Annotated in this window: 20 protein-coding genes; 6 read left to right on the top strand and 14 right to left on the bottom strand. The window is 64.3% G+C overall.

The genetic code is table 11. The features are described from left to right. Positions 1-21 precede the first annotated feature (21 nt). From DEBA_RS10140 to DEBA_RS10130, 3 genes are all read left to right on the top strand, one after another. The gene (locus DEBA_RS10140) at positions 22-948 is read left to right on the top strand and encodes a restriction endonuclease (RefSeq protein ID WP_013258836.1); all 927 of its coding nucleotides are present in this window, start codon (positions 22-24) and stop codon (positions 946-948) included. A 131-nt stretch (positions 949-1,079) separates the two neighbouring features. After that, entirely contained in the window at positions 1,080-2,936 is a 1,857-nt protein-coding gene (locus tag DEBA_RS10135; protein ID WP_013258835.1) for an ATP-binding cassette domain-containing protein, read from the top strand. Positions 2,937-3,018: 82 nt separating this feature from the next. Beyond that, complete coding sequence (locus DEBA_RS10130; RefSeq protein ID WP_013258834.1) at positions 3,019-4,116, top strand: oxidoreductase; 1,098 nt, start codon at positions 3,019-3,021, stop codon at positions 4,114-4,116. 78 nt (positions 4,117-4,194) lie between these two features. On the opposite strand, the gene trpS is transcribed toward DEBA_RS10130, so the two are convergent. Both trpS and DEBA_RS10120 read right to left on the bottom strand, forming a co-directional pair. Further along, entirely contained in the window at positions 4,195-5,160 is a 966-nt protein-coding gene (trpS, locus tag DEBA_RS10125; protein WP_013258833.1) for a tryptophan--tRNA ligase, read from the bottom strand. 77 nt (positions 5,161-5,237) lie between these two features. After that, positions 5,238-5,825 (bottom strand): L,D-transpeptidase family protein, encoded by a 588-nt coding sequence (locus DEBA_RS10120; protein WP_013258832.1) that lies wholly within the window; start codon positions 5,823-5,825, stop codon positions 5,238-5,240. A gap of 174 nt (positions 5,826-5,999) precedes the next feature. Between DEBA_RS10120 and DEBA_RS10115 the strand changes: the two genes are divergently transcribed. Then, positions 6,000-6,725, top strand: coding sequence for a sulfite exporter TauE/SafE family protein (locus tag DEBA_RS10115; RefSeq protein ID WP_013258831.1), 726 nt, complete (start codon positions 6,000-6,002; stop codon positions 6,723-6,725). 82 nt (positions 6,726-6,807) lie between these two features. Here DEBA_RS10115 and DEBA_RS10110 read toward each other — a convergent pair whose 3' ends face one another. The 5 genes from DEBA_RS10110 to DEBA_RS10090 all read right to left on the bottom strand — a co-directional run bounded on the left by DEBA_RS10110 (position 6,808) and on the right by DEBA_RS10090 (position 11,640). Next, positions 6,808-7,977, bottom strand: coding sequence for a radical SAM protein (locus DEBA_RS10110; RefSeq protein WP_148227839.1), 1,170 nt, complete (start codon positions 7,975-7,977; stop codon positions 6,808-6,810). 22 nt (positions 7,978-7,999) lie between these two features. Further along, on the bottom strand, positions 8,000-8,485 hold the full coding sequence (locus tag DEBA_RS10105) for a hypothetical protein (protein ID WP_013258829.1): 486 nt from the start codon (positions 8,483-8,485) through the stop codon (positions 8,000-8,002). 197 nt (positions 8,486-8,682) lie between these two features. Further along, positions 8,683-9,825, bottom strand: a complete 1,143-nt coding sequence (locus DEBA_RS10100) for a (Fe-S)-binding protein (RefSeq protein ID WP_013258828.1) — start codon at positions 9,823-9,825, stop codon at positions 8,683-8,685. A 226-nt stretch (positions 9,826-10,051) separates the two neighbouring features. Further along, positions 10,052-10,525 (bottom strand): hypothetical protein, encoded by a 474-nt coding sequence (locus tag DEBA_RS10095; protein WP_013258827.1) that lies wholly within the window; start codon positions 10,523-10,525, stop codon positions 10,052-10,054. Continuing rightward, positions 10,522-11,640 (bottom strand): 4Fe-4S dicluster domain-containing protein, encoded by a 1,119-nt coding sequence (locus DEBA_RS10090; protein ID WP_013258826.1) that lies wholly within the window; start codon positions 11,638-11,640, stop codon positions 10,522-10,524. The genes DEBA_RS10095 and DEBA_RS10090 overlap by 4 nt, the downstream gene beginning before the upstream one ends. Before the next feature lie 237 nt (positions 11,641-11,877). Between DEBA_RS10090 and DEBA_RS10085 the strand changes: the two genes are divergently transcribed. Further along, on the top strand, positions 11,878-12,558 hold the full coding sequence (locus DEBA_RS10085; protein WP_013258825.1) for a transcriptional repressor: 681 nt from the start codon (positions 11,878-11,880) through the stop codon (positions 12,556-12,558). A gap of 23 nt (positions 12,559-12,581) precedes the next feature. On the opposite strand, the gene DEBA_RS17785 is transcribed toward DEBA_RS10085, so the two are convergent. The 7 genes from DEBA_RS17785 to DEBA_RS10050 form a co-directional block, all read right to left on the bottom strand. Beyond that, positions 12,582-13,745 carry a tetratricopeptide repeat protein gene (locus tag DEBA_RS17785; RefSeq protein ID WP_083778963.1) on the bottom strand — a complete coding sequence of 388 codons (1,164 nt, stop codon included), beginning with the start codon at positions 13,743-13,745 and terminating at the stop codon, positions 12,582-12,584. Positions 13,746-13,857: 112 nt separating this feature from the next. Continuing rightward, positions 13,858-14,223: a response regulator gene (locus DEBA_RS10075; RefSeq protein WP_013258823.1), complete on the bottom strand. Its 366-nt coding sequence runs from the start codon at positions 14,221-14,223 to the stop codon at positions 13,858-13,860. A gap of 127 nt (positions 14,224-14,350) precedes the next feature. Then, positions 14,351-16,252, bottom strand: a complete 1,902-nt coding sequence (locus DEBA_RS10070) for a HEAT repeat domain-containing protein (RefSeq protein ID WP_013258822.1) — start codon at positions 16,250-16,252, stop codon at positions 14,351-14,353. After that, on the bottom strand, positions 16,249-16,977 hold the full coding sequence (locus tag DEBA_RS10065; protein ID WP_013258821.1) for an ATP-binding protein: 729 nt from the start codon (positions 16,975-16,977) through the stop codon (positions 16,249-16,251). Before DEBA_RS10065 ends, DEBA_RS10070 begins: the two co-directional genes overlap by 4 nt. Beyond that, entirely contained in the window at positions 16,974-17,549 is a 576-nt protein-coding gene (locus tag DEBA_RS10060) for a PilZ domain-containing protein (protein ID WP_013258820.1), read from the bottom strand. The genes DEBA_RS10065 and DEBA_RS10060 overlap by 4 nt, the downstream gene beginning before the upstream one ends. A 33-nt stretch (positions 17,550-17,582) precedes the next feature. Continuing rightward, on the bottom strand, positions 17,583-19,187 hold the full coding sequence (locus DEBA_RS10055; protein ID WP_013258819.1) for an HD domain-containing phosphohydrolase: 1,605 nt from the start codon (positions 19,185-19,187) through the stop codon (positions 17,583-17,585). A gap of 240 nt (positions 19,188-19,427) precedes the next feature. Beyond that, positions 19,428-19,790, bottom strand: a complete 363-nt coding sequence (locus DEBA_RS10050; protein ID WP_013258818.1) for a flagellar protein FlaG — start codon at positions 19,788-19,790, stop codon at positions 19,428-19,430. 234 nt (positions 19,791-20,024) lie between these two features. Between DEBA_RS10050 and DEBA_RS10045 the strand changes: the two genes are divergently transcribed. Continuing rightward, positions 20,025-21,059 (top strand): hypothetical protein, encoded by a 1,035-nt coding sequence (locus tag DEBA_RS10045; RefSeq protein WP_013258817.1) that lies wholly within the window; start codon positions 20,025-20,027, stop codon positions 21,057-21,059. The last annotated feature ends 22 nt before the right edge of the window (positions 21,060-21,081 follow it).

Below are 21,081 nucleotides of genomic sequence, written 5' to 3'. Positions count from 1 at the left end.
TACGAAAAAAGGCGAAATAAAATGCCCATACCTGATTTCCAAAGCATCATGCTGCCTCTGTTGCGATATCTGGCAGACGAAATGGTGCACTCTAATCAAGATATTTATGAAGCATTGGAAAGCCAGTTCACCATGACAGATGAGGAAAAAGCCGAGCTTTTGCCCAGCGGCAAGCAAAGAGTATTTATCAACAGGATAGGCTGGGCCAAATCATACATGAAGCAAGCCGGCCTTATTGATGCGGCTGGCCGCGGTTTTTATAAAATCTCCAAGACCGGAAAGGCCGTGGCTGCCGATAAAAGCCTTGACAAGATTGGCATAAATTATCTGCTAAAATTCCCGTCTTTTGTTACGTTCAGAGTTGGTAAGGGTGTCAGCGCCTCAATCGCCGCGCAAGACACAGATTGCGGCGATGGCAATTCCCCGGACAGGACTGCCGAGGAGCATATCGGGCTTGGCGTTGATACCATCATGCTCAAGCTGAAGCAGGAACTCATGAGCAACATAAAGGCTTGTTCGCCACGTTTTTTTGAAAAATTGGTGGTCGACCTCTTGCTGGCAATGGGCTATGGCGGCTCGCGTCAAGAATCTGGCATGCTTACGGGCAAGGGCAGTGACGAAGGAATCGACGGGGTCATCAACGAAGACAGACTTGGCCTTGATGTGATTTATGTACAGGCCAAAAGATGGGAACATGCTGTAGGCAGGCCGGAAATTCAGAAGTTTGCCGGCGCCCTTCAAGGCAAGCGCGCCAAGAAGGGCGTGTATATTACCACTTCTTGCTTCACCAAAGATGCTTACGATTTTGCGGGAGCAATCGACAGCAAAATAATTCTAGTCGATGGCGAGCGACTGGCCGGGCTTATGGTCGAGCACAATGTCGGTGTGGCGGTAGTACAGAGCATCGAGCTGAAAAAAGTCGACATGGACTATTTTATCGACGAATGAACCAGTGCGCCGGCTGCGGCTGTTCGTCGCCCGACTATTCCTTTGTCCATGAACGATCCAGCCATTGACGGTATGATTGCCCCGTCGCCCGGCGTGGCCGCCGGTGATCTTGCGCGGCGGAGGCGCTCAATTTGGCCCTGATTAACCTGTTCAACGTGGGGCTGGCCTTTGGCGGGCCCAAGCTGCTGGACCAAATCAGCTTTTTGGTGCGGCCCGGCGAGCGGGTCTGCCTGGTGGGCCGCAATGGCGCGGGCAAGTCGAGCCTGCTGAAAATCCTGGCCGGACAGCTTGCGCCCGAGCACGGCGAGGTCAGCCGGGAGGTGGGGCTGCGTTGCGCCTATCTGCCCCAAAACGTGCCCATGGGTCTGCAAGGTTCGGTTTACGAGGTGGTGGCCGCTGGCCTGGGCGAACCCGGCCGCGTCCTGGCCGATCTGCGCCGAGGCCGCGCCGCCTCGGCCGGCCACGACGATCAGGAGCTTTGGCGGCTGGATCATCAGCTGGCCGCGGTGCTGGATCGCCTGGGCCTGGACGGCGAGGCGGCCATGGAGTCGCTTTCGGGCGGGCTCAAGCGGCGGGCGCTGCTGGCCCGGGCCCTGGCCGCTCAACCGGAATTGCTGCTGCTGGACGAACCCACCAACCACCTCGACATCGACTCCATCGTCTGGCTGGAGAACTTTCTGGCCGGGCGCGACGGGGCCATGGTCTTTGTCTCCCACGACCGCGCCTTTGCCCGCAACCTGGCCACCAGAACGGTGGAATTGGATCGCGGCCGGCTGCTGGACTGGAACTGCTCCTACGACGAGTTCGTGCAACGGCGCGAGGACGCCCTGCAAAACGAAAGCGAACGTCAGGCCCGCTTCGACAAGAAAATGGCCCAGGAAGAACAATGGCTGCGTCGAGGCGTCAAGGCCCGGCGCACCCGCGACGAAGGCCGTGTGCGAAGGCTGATGGCCATGCGCGCCGAGCGGGCCCAGCGGCGCGAGGCCCTGGGCTCGGCCAGGCTGCGCGCCCAGGAGGCCGGGCTGTCGGGCAAAGTCGTGGCCGAACTGAAAGATGTGAGCTTCGGCTATGGCGAACGGCCGCTGATCAAGGGCTGCAACGCCCTGATCATGCGCGGCGACAAGGTGGGCGTCATCGGGCCCAACGGCTCGGGCAAGACGACCTTGCTGCGCCTCATCCTGGGCCAACTAGCGCCGCAAAGCGGCCAGATCATCCTGGGGGCCAACCTGGAGCCGGCCTACTTCGACCAGATGCGCCAAGAAATCGACGGCGACAAGAGCGTGCGCGACAACCTGGTCGAGGGTCACGACAGCCTGATCATCAACGGCAACCAGCGCCATGTCATCAGCTATCTGCAAGACTTTCTCTTTACCCCCGACCGCGCCCACAGCCCGGCCCGCGTGCTCTCGGGCGGCGAGCGCAACCGGCTGCTGCTGGCCAAGCTCTTTGCCCGCCCGGCCAACCTGCTGGTGCTCGACGAGCCCACCAACGACCTGGACGGCGACACTTTGGAACTGCTGGAGCACCTGCTGGTGGAGTTCGCGGGCACGGTGCTTCTGGTCAGCCACGATCGTCAGTTCATCAACAACACCGTCTCGTGCATCCTGGCCTTGGAGGGCGACGGCGTGGCCCGCGAATACGTGGGCGGCTATGACGACTGGCTGGCCCAGCGGCCGGTGGAGTCCGAGCCGGCGGCCGCGCCCAAAGAGCCAAAAGCCAAGCGCCAGCGTCCCAGGGCCGAACAGCCGCGCAGGCTGAGCTTCAAGCAGCGTCAAGAGCTGGAGGCCCTGCCCGCGCGCATCGAGGAGCTCGAACGTCGTCAGGCGGCGATACAAGCGCGGCTCTCCGACCCGGAGTTCTACGCCAGCGCGGCCAAGGAGGCCGTCGGGCTTGCCGCCGAGTTGGCGGAGTTGGAGGCCCAACTGGAGGCGGCCTACGACGCCTGGGCCGACTTGGAGCGGTTGGCCGAGGAGACCGCCGGCGATTGAGCGCCGCGCCGGCCTTGCCCCGACAGGTGGGAGTGCTTACCTTAGTCGCATCTTTTTTCGCATCCGCCTACAGGAGAAAAAAATGGGCGACATCTTCACCCCGTGGCGATTGGGGGGCCTTGCTCTGCAAAATCGCCTGGTGCGCAGCGCCACTTACGAAGGCCTGGCCGAGCCCGATGGCACGCCGAAAATCGAACTGGCCAACCTGCTGGGCGATCTGGCCGAGGGCGGCGTCGGCCTGATCATCACCGGCTACGCCTACGTGCGCTCCGACGGCCTGGGCCTGCCCAACCAAACCGGCGTTTACATCGACGCCCAGGTCGGCCCCCTGGCTCGGGTCAGCGACGCCGTGCATCGTTGCGGCGGCAAGGTGGCCCTGCAGATCGTCCACGCCGGCGGCCAGAGCAAACCCGAGTGGCACGCCGGCCACCAGCTTATCGGCCCATCGGCCATTGTCCACCCGGCCTTTGGCGCGCCCATCGCGGCCATGAGCAAAGACCAGATCGCCGACGTCATCGACTGTTTCGGCCGGGCCGCGGCCCGGGCCAAGGCCGCCGGCTTCGACGGCGTGCAACTCCACGGCGCCCACGGCTATCTGATCAACCAGTTCCTCTCGCCCAACACCAACCTACGAGACGATGAATACGGTGGCGACATCGACGGCCGGGCCCGATTCTGCCTGGAGGCCTATCAGGCCGCGCGCCAGGCCGTGGGCCCGGATTACCCCGTGTTCATCAAGCTCAGCTCCCACGACGCCATGGAAGGCGGCCTGGTCCTGGAGGACGCCCTGCACGTGGCCCGCCGGCTGGACGCAATGGGCGTCGACGCCATCGAGGCCAGCGGCGGGGTGATCGCCGCCGGCAAGAACTCGCCCTCGCGCCTGGTCAAGGGCCCCGAGCAGGAAGGTTACTTCCTGGCCGAGGCCAAGGCCATCAAGGCGGCGGTCAAATGTCCGGTGATCTCGGTGGGTGGTTGGCGTACGCGGCCTCGCATCGAGCAGGCCCTCGACGCCATCGACGCCGTGGCCATCTGCCGGCCGCTGGTGCGCCAGCCCGATCTGCCGCGACGCTGGGCCCAGGGTTCCGAAGAGAGCCCCACCTGTGTCTCCTGCGGCAAATGCATCGGCGTGGCCATGCGCCAGGGCCTGGCCTGCGCGCTGGATCTGGCCAAGGAAGACTAAAGGCGCGCCATCCGCGCAAACACAAGCGGGCCGCGCTCCAACCAAGGGGGCGCGGCCCGTTGATTTTGACGCTGACGCCTAGTAGTTGAGGCCCACGGCCCGGCGGACTTTGTCGATGGTCTCCATGGCCAGGGCGCGGGCTTTTTGCGCCCCTTGAGCCATGATCCGTCGCACCTCTTCGGGGTCGGCGGCCAAGGCGGCCCGCTTGTCGCGGTAGGGCGCGAAATAGGCCCACATGCGCTCGAACAGCTCTTTTTTGACCTGGCCATAGCCCAAGCCGCCGGCGCGGTAACGCTGGGCCAGTTCCTCGCGCTCGGCGGCGGTCATGAAAAGCGATATCAGCTTGTAGACGTTGCACTTTTCAGGGTCTTTGGGCGCTTCGACCGGCGTGGAGTCGGTGACGATGCTCATGATCTTTTTGCGCAGTTGCTTCTCGGGCAGGAAAATCTCCAGGGTGTTGTCGTAGCTCTTGGACATTTTCTGGCCGTCGATACCGGGCACGGTGGCGGTGTCGTCGTCGATCCAGGGTTCGGGCAGGGTGAAGACTTCGCCGTATTGGTTGTTGAACTTGATGGCGATATCACGTGTTATTTCAATATGTTGTTTTTGGTCTTTGCCCACGGGCACGGCCTCGGACTGGAACATGAGGATGTCGGCGGCCATCAGCACGGGGTAGTTGAACAGCCCGGCCTGGGGCGAAAAGCCCTTGGCCAGCTTGTCTTTGTAGGAATGCGCTCGCTCCAGCAGGCCCACCGGCGTCTGCTGGAACAAAATCCACGTCAACTCGCAGACCTCGGGGATGTCCGATTGCATCCAGAAATAGCACTTGGCCGGGTCCAGGCCCAGGGCCAGGAAGTCCATGGCCGCGTTGAGCGCGCCTTGGCGAAGCTTGTCCGGCTCGCCGACAGTGGTCAGGGCGTGGTAGTTGACGATGAAGCAGAACAGCGTATGCTCGTTCTGGTATTGGATCATGCGCTTCATCATGGCGAAATAATTGCCGATGTGAAGCGTGCCCGACGGCTGGACGCCCGAAAGCACGCGCATGTTGCATTCCTCCCGCGCTACGTTGGCAAATCAACCACGCACTATACAGGCTTGGGACGTGGCCGTCAAACCGCCATTCAGCGGGCCGGGGTGGCGTGAATGCGCACCAGCGAGTCGGGGCCCAGCCGGCCGACGATGGCCAGCAGGTCGCCCTTGGCGAAACCCACGCAGCCGGAGGTGGGCTCGTAATCATCCTTGGCCACGTGCAGGAAAATGGCGCTGCCCAGGCCCGGCCGCGGCGGGTCGTCGTTGTAGCCCAAGGGCACGATCAGGTCGTAACGCCGGTCGTCCGCGCGCCACAATATCTCGTGGCTGCCGGCGAAGGGCAGTTTGACCATGCGGTTGTATTGGGCCAGGGCCGGGTCGTCGCACCAGCCATCGTCAACGGCGAGTGGCTGGACGGGCAGTTTGGTGGGCGGCGACGCGGCGAAGATGTCCGGCCGAAAAAGCACCATGCGCGGCGGGAATTGGCCCACGGGCGTGGCCCCGTCGCCCTCGCGCTTGGCGGCGCTCACGCCCGCCCGGCCCAGGGCGCAACGAAAGCTCTGGCCGTCGATGGTCGCCCGGCCGTCGGGCCAGATGTCCAGATCGGCGGCCGGGGCCGCGCCGCCCCAAAAAGCCAGGGCCACGGCGGCGAACAATAGCAGGCGGGTGATTTTGGCCATGGCGTCATCTCCGATCATGGCGGGCGCGCGGTGTGTTTTATGGATCGGGCCGGCTGGCGCGGCCGGTCGCGCTGTTGATTATCGCATGTGATTATATGGGCATATGATTATTTTTGCCGCATCGCGGGTTATAATCGGCGCTCAACCTCTCATGGGCGGGCAAGGGCAATGACCATGGAACTGCAAATCGCCGCCATTCTGGCCCTCAGCGCCTTGATCTTCAGCTTGGCCGGCTTTGGCTTTGGCCTGATCTCGGTGCCGCTGCTGGCGCTTGCGATGCCCATCCAAGAGGCCGTGGCCCTGCAGTTTCCGGTCTCGATGCTGCTGGTGGTCTACAACACCTGGCGCTATCGCCACGATTTCAATTGGCGCTCGATCGTGCCGCTGATGTTCGGGGCCCTGGTGGCCATGCCCTTGGGCATGCTCTCGTTGCAGCATTTCTCGGCCTCGTTCATGAAAACGGCGCTGGCGGTTTTCATTGTCGCGGCGGTGATCAACGGTCGTCTGGAGATAGGCCGGCGCTGGGCCAGCCGCTGGGCGGCCACGCCGGCCATGGGCGTGGTGATGGGCGTGGTCAGCGGTTGGTTTGGCGGGGCCTACACCACCGGCGGGCCGCCGGCGGTGATCTACGCCATGGCCGCCACCAAAGATCCCCAGGAGACCAAGGGCGTTTTGGCCGCCTATTTCGCCCTGACCGACGTGGTGGTGATGGCCATGTACTTTTGGTCGGGCCTGATGACTTGGCCCGTGCTGGGCCGATCGCTGGCTTTTTCGCCGGCGGTGGTGCTGGGCATGGTCGTGGGTTTTGCCTTGGCGCGGCGCATCGGCGCTGGCGTCTATCGCCTGGCCGCCGACGCGCTGCTGATGGTTTCGGCGGCGCTGTTGTGGCGTAGCGCTTGAGCTAGCCGCTGAACGTCAGCCCGTGCGGCGGGTCGGGACTGTCCAGCCCCAAAAAGCCGAAACGAACTTTTTCGCCAACCCGCTAGATGAAGCCGTCGGCCATGTCCGAAAGTATTTGATCAGGGTCGCCACGCTGCTCCACATCGGCCAGAATCGCCTCCAACTGGGGCCGCAGGCCCAGGCGGTCGATGTCCTCGGGCTCGCGGCAGCGGCCCATGCGGCGGCACAGGCGATAGATCAGGCGTTGGCGCGGCGGCAAGGCCAGGTAATCGTCGAGCTTGGCCAGCATCAGGCCCTTGTCCTGGGGCAGGCGTCCGCTGACGGTCTCGATGAGGTTCATGATGTGATCGCTGGTGACGGTGGAGTCGATGCCGTCCAGTTCCGAGATGAACAGGCGTATCTCGGCGGCCATTTCGTCTTCGGAAAGCTTCTCGAAGCGCCCTTGGGCCAGGTCGTCGTGCAGCTCCACCCGGCCGGGCACGCGCAGGCTGCGCAGGCGGATGAAGTCGGGGTTGATCTGGTTGAGGGCGTGGGCGGTGTCGATGGCGTGTTGGGTTGTCCACTTTTTGCCGCCCAGGCCGGGCATGACGTATTCGCTGAGCTCGATGCCGGCCTGTTTGATGTTGCGGCCGGCCTGAATCTGCTGGGCCTGGCTGACGCCTTTTTTCATGAAGGCCAGCACCTGGTCGCAGCCGCTCTCCATGCCGACGTGGATGCGGTCCAGGCCGGCGTCGTTGAGCATGCGCAGCTCCTCGACGCTACGGCGGGCGGCGCTGGAGCTGCGGGCGTAGGTGGTCACCCGTTTGACCTGGGGCAGGCGCTGGCGCAGATAGCGCAAGGCCTGAGCCAGGGTTTCCGGCTCGATGATCAGGTTGTTGGCGTCCTGCAAAAAAACGTTGCCCGTGCCGTAATAAAGCCAGGCCGCCACGTTGCGGAAGGCGTCGCCAATGCCGGGGTCGCCAAAGACGGCGTTGACGACCTCATCGGTCATGCGGCCGCCGTGGCCCATGCGCCACGATAGCTGGTCGATCTGGCGGGCCATCTCGGCGGCGGCGTCGATGTCGGCCTTGATCTCGTCCAGGCCGCGCCGGCTGAAGCGGCTGCCCTTGTAAACCGGGCAGAATTTGCACTTGTTCCACGGGCAGTTGCGCGAAAAGCGCAGCAACAGGCTGCGGGCCTCCGATGGCGGGCGGATGGGCCCTTGCTCAAAATCCAGCGTTTTGTCCAAACCGGTGGGCAACGCTATCTCCATGTATTGTTGACGCCTTGACCGCTCAGCCGCCCAAAGCCCCCTGCTGCTGCAACACCCAGAAATAGAGGGCGCGATAACCAAGGCCGATGGGCACGTAGATGCAGGCGTAGATCAGGGCCACGGCCAGGCTGGCGGTGGTGCCGATGCGTCGTCCGTCGGGGCGCTTGACCATGAAACCGAGAAATATCGTGGCGACCACCAGCGAAAAGCCGATGGCCAGCAGGATCGCGAACCAGTTGCCAGGCCCGATGAAATCGCTGGGCGTGAGGATGGTGTGATGCACCACCCGATAGACGAACATGACCTCGCAGAGGAGGATAATCAACGACAGCAGGAAGTTGAGTAGATACGCCCGGCCGTAGCCCATCTGGACCTTGGCCCCCTTGCGCAGCGCGAAACGCAGGATGAACGCGCCGATCACGCTGATCGTGGCGGCCACTACCAGCACGTGCAAGACAATGTGCGCCGGCGAAAGGGAAAACAGATGATCGGGCGTGACCACTTTCATGAAGTTCATCCTCAACTGTGTCAAAAATAGGTCGGCGCGGGCTTGTTTGCCTAAAAAATATAACAAGCAATCTTCGCGAGGCAAATCAATAACAAGGTTTTGCCTGTGAATTGGGAAATATTCGTTCGGCCGGGCGCATGAAAAAAGCCCCCGGGCCGTCCGGCCCGGGGGCTTGTGACGAAAAGCTTTGTCGCCGCTTAGAGGCAGGCGGCCAGAACTTCGGCGATATCCATGACCTGGAGTTTGTCGTCGACGTTTTCGGTCTTGGTGGAGTCGACAAACATGTTGATGCAGTAGGGGCAGGCCATGGCCACGACCTCGGCGCCCTTGGCCACGGCCTCGCGGACCTTGTGGGTGCTGAAGCGCTGCTCGGCGTCGGCTTCCATCCACAGGCGACCGCCGCCGCCGCCACAGCAGATGGCCAGGCCCTTGTTGCGATTGAACTCCATCAAGTCGGCGCCGGCGGCCTTGAGCAGGTCGCGGGGCTGCTCGTAGACCTTGCAGTGACGGCCCAGGTAGCAGGGATCGTGGTAGATGATCTTCTTGGCCATCTTGGGATCGATCTTCAGCTTGCCCTCGTCGACCAGTTGCTTGAGCAACTCGGTGTAGTGGACGACCTCGAACTCGCCGCCGAACTCGGGGTATTCCTGGGTGAAGGTCATGTTGCAGTGAGGGCTGGTGGTGATGATCTTCTTGACGCCCTTGTCGTTGAACAAATTGATGTTTTTCTCGACCAGGGAAGTGAACTGCTCTTCGTCGCCCATCTTGCGCAGGGCCTCGCCACAGCAGCTTTCCTCGTTGCCGATGATGCCGTAGCTGACGCCGGCGGCGTCGAGCACCTTGACCAGGGCCCGGGCGATCTGGATGGCGCGGGGGTCGTAGGCGCTGGTGCAGCAGACGCTGAGGAAGTACTCGGTGTTTTCGTCGAAGCGCGGCACGTTGAGGCCTTCGGTCCACTTTTCGCGGGCGTCGCGTTGGCCCGACCAGGGGTTGCCCTGGGAGTGGATCGAGCCCATGATCGTGCGCAGGCTGCTGGGGGCCGCGCCGGACTCGGCGATCATGGCCCGCATTGCCCGCACTGTGTCGATGATGCCAACCTGCCGGGGACAGTTTTCCACGCACAGTTTACAGGTGGTGCAGGCGTAGAGGATATCGTCGGACTCGAAGCCCTCCAGACCCATCTGAGCCATGCGGATGAGCTTGCGGGTGCGGAATTCGGAACCAACGGCCGGCCACGGGCACAGGCCCGAGCACAAGCCGCACTGCATGCATTGGGTCAGGGTCTCGCCGCCCATCGCGGCAATGGCTTCAGCGACTTCCAGGAACGGCGTAGCGGTCATGTTCCTTTAACTCCTTGGCTGGATCGAAAAAAATATCAGACACGCGCGACGGACGGCCGCGCGCGTGCGTCTGCAAATGTATCTAACGGACCTTGAATATCAGGAACGCCAAGCCCTGTCAAGCCGCTCGTTACTTTCGGAACTAATTTAGCGCCCGAGCGCCTTGGGGCGCAAATTCGCCGCCTTGGCCGGCCTCGTCAGCGCGTGGCGCGGTTTTTTTCCAGCCTCACGGCAGCAATAGTTTGTCCGACTTTGGTTTGGGCCGAAACAGCGCCCCCAGCGCGGTGAACGCGAAGGCCATGCCGCAGAACAGGTGCGTGAAGTTGACCGCCACCAACAGCCACGGCGCGAACAAAACTCCGGCGTTGGCCGCCACCTTGACCGCGCCCGTGAGCGCCAATAGCGCCAGCAACGTCCAGCCCCACCATGTGCGCGGACCCCAACTCCAGCCTTCGGGGTTGGCGCGCAGCTTCAGGCCCAGACGCCAGCCAAACAGCGCCGCCAGCAGCGCCACCGCGACATAGTGCAGCTCGCTAAGCCGATAAAAATCGGCCGACCAGGCCATGCCCGGCAGATCGGCGATATAGTAACGTTTGGTCAGGGGCATCTGGCCCAGGCCCGAAAAGGCGGCCGCCAGCACGGCCAGGCCATAGAGCACCTTGATCAACGCCCCGCCGGGGGCCTGCGCGCGCGGTTTCATTTTTTGCCTCCGGCCTCGCCCAGGCCCTTATCCTTGGTCGACGACAGGAATTTGCCCAGACCGGCGGCCAGGCCGGCCACGGGCGCGATGGCCAAAGCCCAGGTGAGGTTTTTGGCGCTTTGCATGGCGTCGGGCTGGGGGCCCATGGACGGCCGGCCAAAGCGCGCAAGCTCCGGGCCGGCGCCGTCGCCGCGCCCCGGTCCCAGACCACGGCCGCCGCCGGCGCTCAACGCCGCGTCGATATCTTCCCTGGCCTGCTCCTTGTGCTGGGCGATCATGGCCTGGTTGATGGCCGCGAAGGGGACGGGCGCCACGTAAATGGTGTTCGTTCCGCCGTTTTCTTCCAGACCATAGACGTATTCGGGCCAAAGATCGGCCGCTCGGCCGTCGGCCTGGGCGTAGGCTCGGGCCATTTCGGCAGCCGCGGCGACCATCTCCTGGCGCGGGCCGATGGCTTGGACTTTCTCGGGACAGACCTCGATGCAGCGGGGCGTCTGGCCCTGGCGGACCAGGGGCAGGCAACGGTGGCACTTGAACATCGCCCCGTTGCCGGCGTACTCGGGCAGCAGATGCAGATAAAGCCCCACGCCCGATTGGCGTTGGGGTATCTTCCATGGGCAGACGTTTTTGCACTTGGCCCCGCCCAGGCACAGGTCGCCATCGATATGCACCACGCCATTGCCCTCGACGCGCGCCGCGCCAAAGGGGCACAGATTGGCGCAGGGCGCGTTGCGGCAGTGCATGCAGCGCCGGGGGATGTTGATCTCCACCTCCTGGCCCTTGTGTGACACGGCCAGCATTTCCACGTAGAGGAAATTGTAAGGCGTCAGGCGGTCTTGCACGTCCTTGCGCTTGGACCAGTCCTCGATGGGCACCCGCGCGGGAAAGGGCTGGGGGATGGGGCTGACCGGGTCGGGCGTCGATGATTGCCAGGCCTCGCGACAGGCCTCCACGCAGGCCTCGCAGCCGATGCACTTGCCCACGTCCAGGACCGTGCACAGTTCATCGTCCGTGGCGGCCATGGCCAGCCTGGGCAGGGCCGCGCCGCTGGCGGCCACCGTGGCCGCCGCCAGGCCCGATTTCAGGAAATCGCGGCGGGAAACGCGTTTTGTCATGGTGTGAACGCTCCTTGCCAACGCCCTGGTCAACCATTGGCCCGGGCCATATTGCATCAATTATATAGCGTCATTGGCGAAACGGTCAAAAGGCCGTTTTGGGAACGCGGATCGCCAGCCGGCCGGATGTGGCCAAAATGCGCTTCGGTTCTTGACCAGAGGCGAATTGTTGTTATCTTGAGCTGAAGAATTTCGCCGTGGCCAACTTGAAGATGTGGCCACTGACAGGGGCTAGCCATGCAGACGCCGCCGCACGACGATGAAAAACGACAGTTTGTCAGCCTGCTTGGGCAATTGGGCCTGGGGCGGGCCGGCGAACGGGTGGCCTTTGTCGACGCCTTTCTGGGCCACGAAGAACATCACACCGCCGATGGCTGGCAAAAGCTGATGCGCCGTCGCGGCTTGAACATGGACCTGGACTTCGTCGTCGAAAACCTGGAGCTGCTGACGCGGCTGGGCATGGCCACCAAGCGCGAGTTCGAGGGCGCGGCCGCCCGCTACGAGCATCAGCACCTGGGCGAACACCACGATCACATGATCTGCACCGCCTGCGGGGCCATTGAGGAGTTTTGCAGCCCCGAGTTGGAGCGCCTGCAAGAGGAAGTGGCCCGTCAGCATGGTTTTCACCATCTGCGCCATCGCATGCAGATCTACGGCCTGTGCAAAAAGTGCCTGGCGCGCCACCCCGGCGCCAAGCGTCTGACCGAGGCCAGCACCGGTGAGCGGGTGCGGGTGGAGCAACTGCCTCGCGGTGAACAGGCCGCCGCCCGGCTGATGGCCATGGGCATCAGCAAGGGCGTGGAGATGGACGTGCTTTCGGCCGGTCACGGGCCGATGGTGGTGGCGGTGCGCGGCACGCGCCTGGCCCTGGGCTGCGGCGAGGCCGACAAGATTCTGGTGCGTCGCGCCGACGGCTGAGCGCCGGCGCGGCCGAGGGGCGCTCAGGCGGGCAGCTTGGCCAACAGGACCCGGGCCTCCTTGAAGTCCTCGCGCAGTTGCAAGGCCTTTTGCAGGCAGACCCTGGCCTCTTTGGCCCGCTTGGATTCGATCAGGGCCAGGGCCATGTTGTAGAGCAGGTTTTCGTCATCGGGGGCCACCGACATGGCCTGACCGTAGACGCGCAGGGCGTCGTCGTAGCGTTTTTGACGGCGGTAGGCGATGCCCAGGCGGTTGTAGAGGTGAACCATGTTGGGGTCGATGCTCACGGCCTCGCTGAAGGCCTCGGCCGCCTGCTCGTTGAGTCCGGCGCTCAGGAGCACCTCACCCACTTCCGAGAACAGGTCGGGGTCTTTTTTGGCCGCGTTTTGAGCGTTGGTCAGGGCGGCCATGCCTTCTTCCAGCATGCCCTGTTCGATGAGCGCCTTGCCCAGGTTGAGCTGACGCCTGGCGTTGCGCGGACTGATCTTGGCGGCGCGCCGCAGGTGCTTGGTGGCCTCTTCCGCGTCGCCCATTTTTTGGTAGAGCGTGGCCAGGCGATCGTGAGCCTTGACGAAGCGCTCGGCCAGGTTGGCGGCCTCCTTGTAGCGCGAAAGGGCTTCCTCGTCCTTTTGCAGGGCCTCAAGGGCCTCGCCGATGGCCAGCAGGGTGCGCGGGCTTTTGGGCGAAAGCTTCAGGGCCTCGTCAAAGGACTCCAGGGCCTGGTCGGGCTTGCCGGCGGCCAAGAGGGCCTTGCCTCGCTCGAAGGCCACGTCCACGGGGTCTGGGTTGCGGCGCTTTTCCAGGATGCTGTCGATGCGCTCGATGAGCGTTTGGGCCTGGAATGGCTTGACGATGTAGCCGTCGACGCCCTCCTCGATGGCCTCGGCCACGATTTCCTCGACCACCTCGGCGGTGACCATCAAAAACGGCACGTTGCGCATGGCGTCGTCGTTGCGGACTTTTTTGAGCAAATCCAGCCCGGTCATCTTGGGCATGTTCCAGTCGCAGATGATGAAATCCACTTGCGTGTAGCCCAGCTTGTTCCAGGCGTCCTGGCCGTCGGAGGCGTCCTCGACCTTGGTGTAGCCAAAGGTGCGCAGAAAATTGAAAATCATGCGGCGGACGTTGAATTGATCGTCGATGACCATGAACCTGATGTTGGGGTCGCGGGCGTTGTCCACTGCCATAATCCTCCGTTTGGCCCTGACCGGGCCGAACGCGCCAAGATAATAAAATGCGCTTTACGTATATACTTTAGGGATGAGCGCCGACGTTGGTCAAGATGATTGCGCCGCCGCCTCAACGCAAGAGTTTTTTGACCTCGGCGGCCAGCACCGCCGGCAGCACCGGCTTGACCAGATATTTGCTCGCGCCCGCGTCCATGGCGTTGTCGATGTCCCTGGAGGCTTTTTCGGTGGAGAGCAAAATTACCGGAATGGCGCTGGTGGAGTCGTTTTGCCTGATCTTTTTGATGAAACTCAGCCCATCCATGCGCGGCATGTTCAGGTCGGAGATGATCAGGTCGACGCGATGGGCCGCCAGTTGTTGCAGGCCCTCGAACCCATCGCCGGCGGTGACGACGTCGTGACCGTTTTGGCGCAGGACCATGCTGAGCAGGTTTCTGATGGTGAGGGAGTCGTCAACGACAAGTATGCGGTGTTTCATCGTTCGCCTGACCGATCAAGGATGCAACGAGCAAGCCGTTGACGGCATAACGTACCACGCATGCCCCGCCAGCACAACCACGCAACTGGTCGGAGAGCCCCCATTGGCCCATCGCCGCCGCCGCCGGTCAAAACCGGCCGCCGATTTTTTGGATGGCGTCGTTGGCCACCTGGCGCACGGTCGGGTTTTCGTCGGCCAGCAAGGCCAGCAGCATGCCTTCGGCCGTGGGGTCGCCGATCTCGCCCAGGGCCGCGGCGGCGGCCAGCTTGACGGCGGTTTCGGTGGCGGCCAGGCGCGACGCCAGGGCCGAGACGGCGTCGGTGGCCCGCGCTTGGCCCAGCGAGCGGATGGCCAGCAGACGGATATCCAAGTCCGCGTCGTCCATGGCCCTGACCAACAGCGCGTGACTGGCCCGGTCGGCCGTTTGGGCCAGGGCCTCCACCAGGGCCAGGCGCACTTCCCGCGCCGGGTCGTCCAGCACTTTTTCCAGATGCGCCAACGGCGGCAGGCCACGGCCCTGCAAGACGGCCCAGGCCGCGGCCCGGCGCACGCTGGGCTCGGGGTCGTCCAGCAGTTGGGCCAGTTGCCCAAACGCCTCCTCGGCCTTCAGTTGGCCCAGGCCAATGGCGCACAATTGGCGACGCTTGGCGTTGTCGGCGGTCAGGCCGCGCTCCAAGGCGTCCATCAACTGCTCGCCGGGCATGCGCAACATGCTGGCCAGCGCCTGGAGGCGCACCTCCGGGTCGTCGTGCTCCAACAGCTCGCCCAGGCGGTCCAGGGCCTCTGGTCGGCCGCTTTTGCCCAGGGCCTTGGCCACTTCCATGAGCACGCTTGGCTCGGGGTCGGCAGACAGATCCAGGAGATGGTCGATATCCGAGGCGTGGCCCAGCCGGCCCAGCCCGGCCACGGCCAGGCGACGCACAGCGGCGGACGGGTGCCCAAGCGCCTCGCGCAGAATCTGGTGGGCTTCGTGGCCGCCCAGGCGGCTGAGGGTGGAGATGGCCGCGCCGGCCAGGCGGGCGTCGGGATCGCGGGCGGCGCTCAACAGCGGCGGGGTCGCGCCGATGGCGCAAAGGGCTTGCTGGGCCAATTGGGCGATCATCTCGGAGTTGGTGTCGCGGGCCAGATCCAGGATGCTGTAGACCGCCCCCGAATCGGCCAGCACGCACAAGCCGCGCAGAGCCAGGGCCTGGAGTTGTTCCGACGGCTCGTAAAGGGCGTCCAGCAGGCCCGTGTAGACTTTCTCGCGCAGATCGTCGGCCAGGCCCAGCAGGGCCTCCGGCTCGGACGTCTTGACCAGCGCGCCGCACAACAGGCACAGCAACATGCCTTGGGCCTTGGCGACGGCCTCCAGCAGGTGGGGCGCTGATTTGGGGTCGGCCAACTCGCCCAGGGCCTCGGCGATGCGGGCGCGGACAAGCTCGGAGCAGTTTTCCATGTGGCCAAGCAACGGATCGACGGCGGCCGGATCGCCGATGTTGGCCATGGCCTCCACCACCGCGAACTGAACCCATTCGTCGTCGCCAAGGCTTTCGACCAGGCTCGGCAGGCAGGCCGGGTCGTTTTGCTGGCCCAGGCTGGTGGCCGCCGCGGCGCGCACGTTGGGGTCGGGGTCGCGCAAAAGGGCGGCGCACAGGGCCTTGACCGCGCCGCCCACCCGCAAGGAGCCGATGATGTCGGCGCAGAAGATGCGCTGGTCGCGGTCGCCGTCCTGGAGCATGCGCAGCAGGAGGTCGGGCGCGTCGCCGCCCACCCGTCGCAGAAGCTGCATGGCTCGGTTGCGCAGGCCCACGTGTTCCAGCGCGAGCATGGGCACCAGGCGAGCGGCCACGTCGCGGCCGCGCAGCTTGGTCAGGGCCTCGGCGGCGGCGTCTTCCACGTCCGGATCGCCGTCGGCCAGGTGGTCGATCAGCGCCGGGATGGCCGAACGTTCACCCACATGGCCCAGGGCGCGGGCCGACTCGCGGCGCACGGCCGGCGAGGGGTTGTTCAGGCCCGCCAGCAGGCGGGATGTCTCGTGGGAGGTCATGCCTTGGCCAGGGGCAGGACCAAAAGGAAGGCGTTGGGGCGCTGGGCGCTCCAACGCACGTCGCCGCGCCAGGGGGCCAGCGCCTGGCGAGCCAGAAACAGGCCCAGGCCGTCATGGGGCCAGCCCTTGTCGGTGTTGAAGGGCTCAAACAGGCCCGCGGCCATCGTTGGCGACGGCCCCGGCCCGTCATCGACGACCTCGACCAGCAGCTCGCCGTCCAAGCGCCAGGCGCGCGCCGAAAGCTGGCCGCGCTGGGCCGCGTTCAGCGCCTCGACGGCGTTGGCCACCAAGGCGTTGAAGGCCAAGGCCAGGTCGGAGGGGTCCACGCGCAGAAAAGGCAGGTTGTCGGACAGGTCCAAGGTCAACTTGACCTGATGCTTGAAATAGGGATCGGCGCGCCAAAAACGGAGTTGATCGCGCAGCAGGGCGCAGAGGTCGACGGGGTCTGGCGTCGGCTGGGCCTGGATCGCGGCCTTGGCCGAGAGCATGGAGACCTCGTCGGTCAGGCGGTTGAGGCCTTGCTGAGCCGCGGTCAGCTTGTCGGCCACTTGGCTGGTGGTGACGCTGGCCAGTTTCAGTTCGAGCAGGTCCAGGGGCAGACGAACCATCTGCACCGCTCCGGAAATGTTATGCACCACGCCCTTGAGCAGCCTGCCGACCATGGCCAGCTTCTCGCGCCTGATCAGGGCTTCGACGATCCGGGGTGGCATCTGCGCGGGGTTCATTGGTCGTCGGCCTCCTGGTTGCGCCTGGCCAATTGGCGGCGTTGCTGCTCGAAGGTGAAGCGGACGAGCCGTTCCTGATCGGCCTCGGGAATATGGCTGAAGCGCACGCCGAACCTGGGTTGTCCGTGGGCGTCTTTCTTGTCGCGCACCACTTCGCCGCGGGCGTAGATGGGCCGCCACGGCCGGTTGGGCAGGCTTATGGCCAAGATGAGCCTTTGGCCCAGGGCCAGCGCGCCGTGGCTGGCCACGCCCAGGCCCGAGCCAGAGATGTCGAAGGTCTCCAGCAAGTGGGGGAAGTGTTGGTCGTGTTCACGCTGGCGCAGGTGATGCAAAACCATGTCTACCTTGAAATCGAGCCAACGCAGCACGTCCAGCAGGGGCAGCAGACTGTCGCTGATGTTGCGGTTTTCCTTGACGGCCCTGGCCGCTTCTTCCAATTGGCTCTGGGTCTGCCACAGGCTTTGGTCCATGGACATCGCGCGTCGGCCCTCGGGCGTGTCGGGGCCGTAGCGCACCGACAATCTGGCCGGGGCGCGAAAAAAATCGCGGTCGTGGCTATGGCTCTCGGGCATGGCTCGTTTTCCTGGCTATGGTTGGTGACCCGTTCAACCCTCCATGCCGACGCCGATTTGGCGCAGGCTCATGTCGCCGCCTTCCGATGGCGCGTAGCGCACCAGCATCTCCAGAAACGCCTCGACCACGTTGGGGTCGAACTGTTCGCCCGCGCAGCGCCGCAACTCGACCATGGCGTCGGCGCGGTTTTTGGCCTTGCGATAGGGACGGTCGCTGGTCATGGCGTCGTAGGCGTCGGCCACGGCCACGATGCGGGCCAGCAAGGGGATGTTTTCGCGCTCCAGGCCGTCTGGGTAGCCGTTGCCGTCCCAGCGCTCGTGGTGGTGACGGATGATGGACCGTTCGTTTTGCGTCAGGTCCATGGCCTGGATGATGGCTTCGCCGATGACCGGATGCAGCTTGATCTGCTCGTATTCCTCGTCGCTGAGGCGGCTGTCCTTGAGCAGGATGTGGTCCTTGACGCCGATCTTGCCTATGTCGTGCAGATAGGCGGCGAAACGCAGCGATTCCACCTGGTCGATGCTCAGGTTCATGGCCTGGGCGGTCAGCACGCTGAAGTTGGTCACGCGGCGGCTGTGCTGGCGGGTGTAGGGGTCTTTGGCCTCCATGGCGCCGACCAGCGCGCCCAGAGTCGAGTGCATGTTGGCGACCATGGACTCGTAAAGGGCGATGTTTTCGATGGACAGCACCGCTTTTTGGCACAAAAACCTGGCCACGAAGACGTCTTCGCCGTCATAGGACGCGCCGCCGGACTTTTCGCCCACCAGCAGCACGCCGAATATCTCGTCGCGGATCTTGATGGGCGTGGCGAAAAACGCGCCCCGCAGCGGCAGCATGGCGCTCAGGCGCTTGTCGGTCGCGCCCTGGCCGAACATGGGCTGGCCCTCGGCGGCCACCTTGCCCAGCACGCCAAGCTCGGCGCCGGGCGCGCCCTGGCCGATGGCCTCGGGGCCGAAACCGTGGGCGGCGATAACCAAAAGCTGGCCGCTGGCCCGGTCCAGCAAGAGCACGGCGGTTTTTTCGGAATCGAGATAGCGGGCGGCCAAGGCGGCCATGCCCTGGTAGATATCCTCGGATGTGTGCATGCGATCGATGGTTTCGGAGATCTGGTGGATGATGTGTTGCTCGCGGATGCGGCGCTGCAACTCCTTGTTGAGTTTTTCGATGCGCTCCTGGTGGCGCAGGCGGTCGGCCAGGCGCAGGTTTTCCTTCAGAAGGCGCTGTTCGCGCACCACGCGCTCGAGGGTGACCTTGATCTCGCTGAGGTTGAAGGGCTTGATCAGAAAATCGCTGGCCCCCTGGCGCATGGTGTCGATGGCCGCGTCCAGCGAGGGAAAGCCGGTCATGATGATCACGGGCAGTGATTTGTCCTGCTCTTTCAGACGGCTGAGCAGCTCCACGCCGGTCATCTCCGGCATTTTCAGATCGAGGAAGGCGCAGTCGAACTGGCCGGGTTTGAAGATGGCCAGGGCCTCGGGGCCGCCGGCGGCGCAGACCACGTGGTGGTTGTTGATCGAAGAAAGATACTCGCGCAGAGCTTCACGGATGTTGGGCTCGTCGTCGACCAGCAGGATCCGCAGGCGTTCGGCGCTGACGGCGTTGTCCTCGGGTATGGCGCGTTGTGCTTCTCTGGTCAACCCGGCGTTCTCCGGTCAAATTGGGCGTGCGCGGGCGGTGGCGGGCCCTGCTGACAAGACAATGCAACATGTTGAGCTGACTGCATGTCCACCGCAAAACACAGAGATTGTAGCACATCGGGATCGACAGAACTAGAACGCGATTGCCCGTCGCCGCCAAAAGCGCCGACCAAGGCGGATGTGGTGGTGACGGGAAATGGCTTTCCGGGGCCCGACACGGGGTTGCCGGGCCCCGGAAAGCTACGCCAGGGAGTCCAGGATGCCTTCGAGATGGCCGTTCCTGGCCTTTTGGGCCATCGCTATGGCAGCCTTTGGCGGTATTTGGCGGATCAACCGTTGGCCGTCGGAGCTGAGGATCTTGACCACGTCACGGCCCGATTCCTCGTCAACTTCCAGCCGGACTTCAACCTTGAACGTCTGCTTGAGTTGCTCCATGGCTTGGGTCAACGCCTCGCGGGGGGCGGGTTCGGCGGCTTGCTGATCGGCGGCCTGGTTGACGCCGGCGGTGATGCTGGAGAGTTCTTCCCGCGAGTGTTGGCGAGCTTGCGCTTGCCGTGAGGCGGCCTCGACGATCTTCGTCGCGCTGATGCTCATGATTTCCATTTCATGCCCTCCGTGGCACGTTGGCTCTAGGGGCATTCAAGCCTATGCCGAAACTATCCTTAATCTCCATATCGGCGTCGTTGCTGCAAAGCTTTAGGCTTTTTTTGGGCGCGGGCAAAAAAACATCGTTTTGGGCGAAGGTCGCCGATCATGTTGTATAATCAACATCCACGCGCCTCTTGGCGCCGGCAACGCGGCCGCCGGCCGCCCAAAGCAACGCTGTTGGATAGACCGATGCCCTCACTGATTTCCATCCACGCCCCAGGCCCCGACGCCCCCACCAGGCACGAACTGCAAACCCTCGAGTCCATCTGGGCCAGCCAAGACAAAGTCACGGATCGTCGCATTGATTTCATTGATAAATCCATGCGTTGGCACCAGCCGCTTCCCGGCGTGACGGCCGATGACGTGGCCGCCATGTTTCAACGATTGCTGGCCTGGCCGGCCTGGGTCAGGCTGTTCGCCCGGCCGCCCCACGCCGTGTTGGCCGCTAGCCATCTGGCCCGGCAGCGGGGCCTGAATCCCGGCGTGCGCTGGGTGGCCCCCGGCACCGGCGCGCCGTTCGATCCGCCCAAGGGCCCGCCCGGCGTGGACATCCTGCGGGCCGACTGGGCCTCCGGCGCGGCCGAGGTGCAGCGGGCCGCGGCCCGCGCCAAGTCCCAAGGCCTGGTGCTGGTGGTCGACGAGTCGCTCACCGGCTTTCGCCTGAGCCGGCGCGGGGCGGTGGAGGCCTTTGGTCTGGAGCCCGACGCCGTGCTTATGGCCATTGACCTGCCAGGCGGGGCCAGCGCGGCCATACTGGCCGGCATTGGCGAGCCACCGCGCAAGGCCGCCGCCGCGCCAGACGCCGAAGTTTTGGCTCATCTGGCCGGCTTGGCCCGCTGGCTGGGCGAGTTCGATCTGGCCGGTCGGCTGAACGACCTTGGCCGTGGCCTGGAAGTGGGCTTGAATTTCTTCCGACGCAAGGCCATGCTCGACGCCGAGCTTTTTGTCGAACGGCCGTGGGCCTTGCCGCGCCTTGGCGGCAAGCGGGTGTGGGCCTTCATGGAGCTGGCCAGGGAAGAGGGGCTGCTAATGGACAAGATGGTCATGCTCGACGCCGGGCTGGACCTGGAGGTCATGCAACGGCTGGTCTGGCCGCGCCTGGCCCGGGCCGTGGCCAGGCTGCGCGTGCTGCCCGAAGGCCAGAAGGCGCCTGGCGGCTGGCGTGAAGCCGGGCCGACCGCCAAACGCATCGGCCTGGACGAATTGCTGCCCGCGCAAAAATAACAAGCGCTACGGCGCGTAAAAG

The organism is Desulfarculus baarsii DSM 2075 (genome assembly GCF_000143965.1).
In the GTDB taxonomy this organism is placed as follows: domain Bacteria; phylum Desulfobacterota; class Desulfarculia; order Desulfarculales; family Desulfarculaceae; genus Desulfarculus; species Desulfarculus baarsii.
Note: the sequence above shows the minus strand (reverse complement) of the source record. Positions and strands in the feature narration are given on the sequence as shown.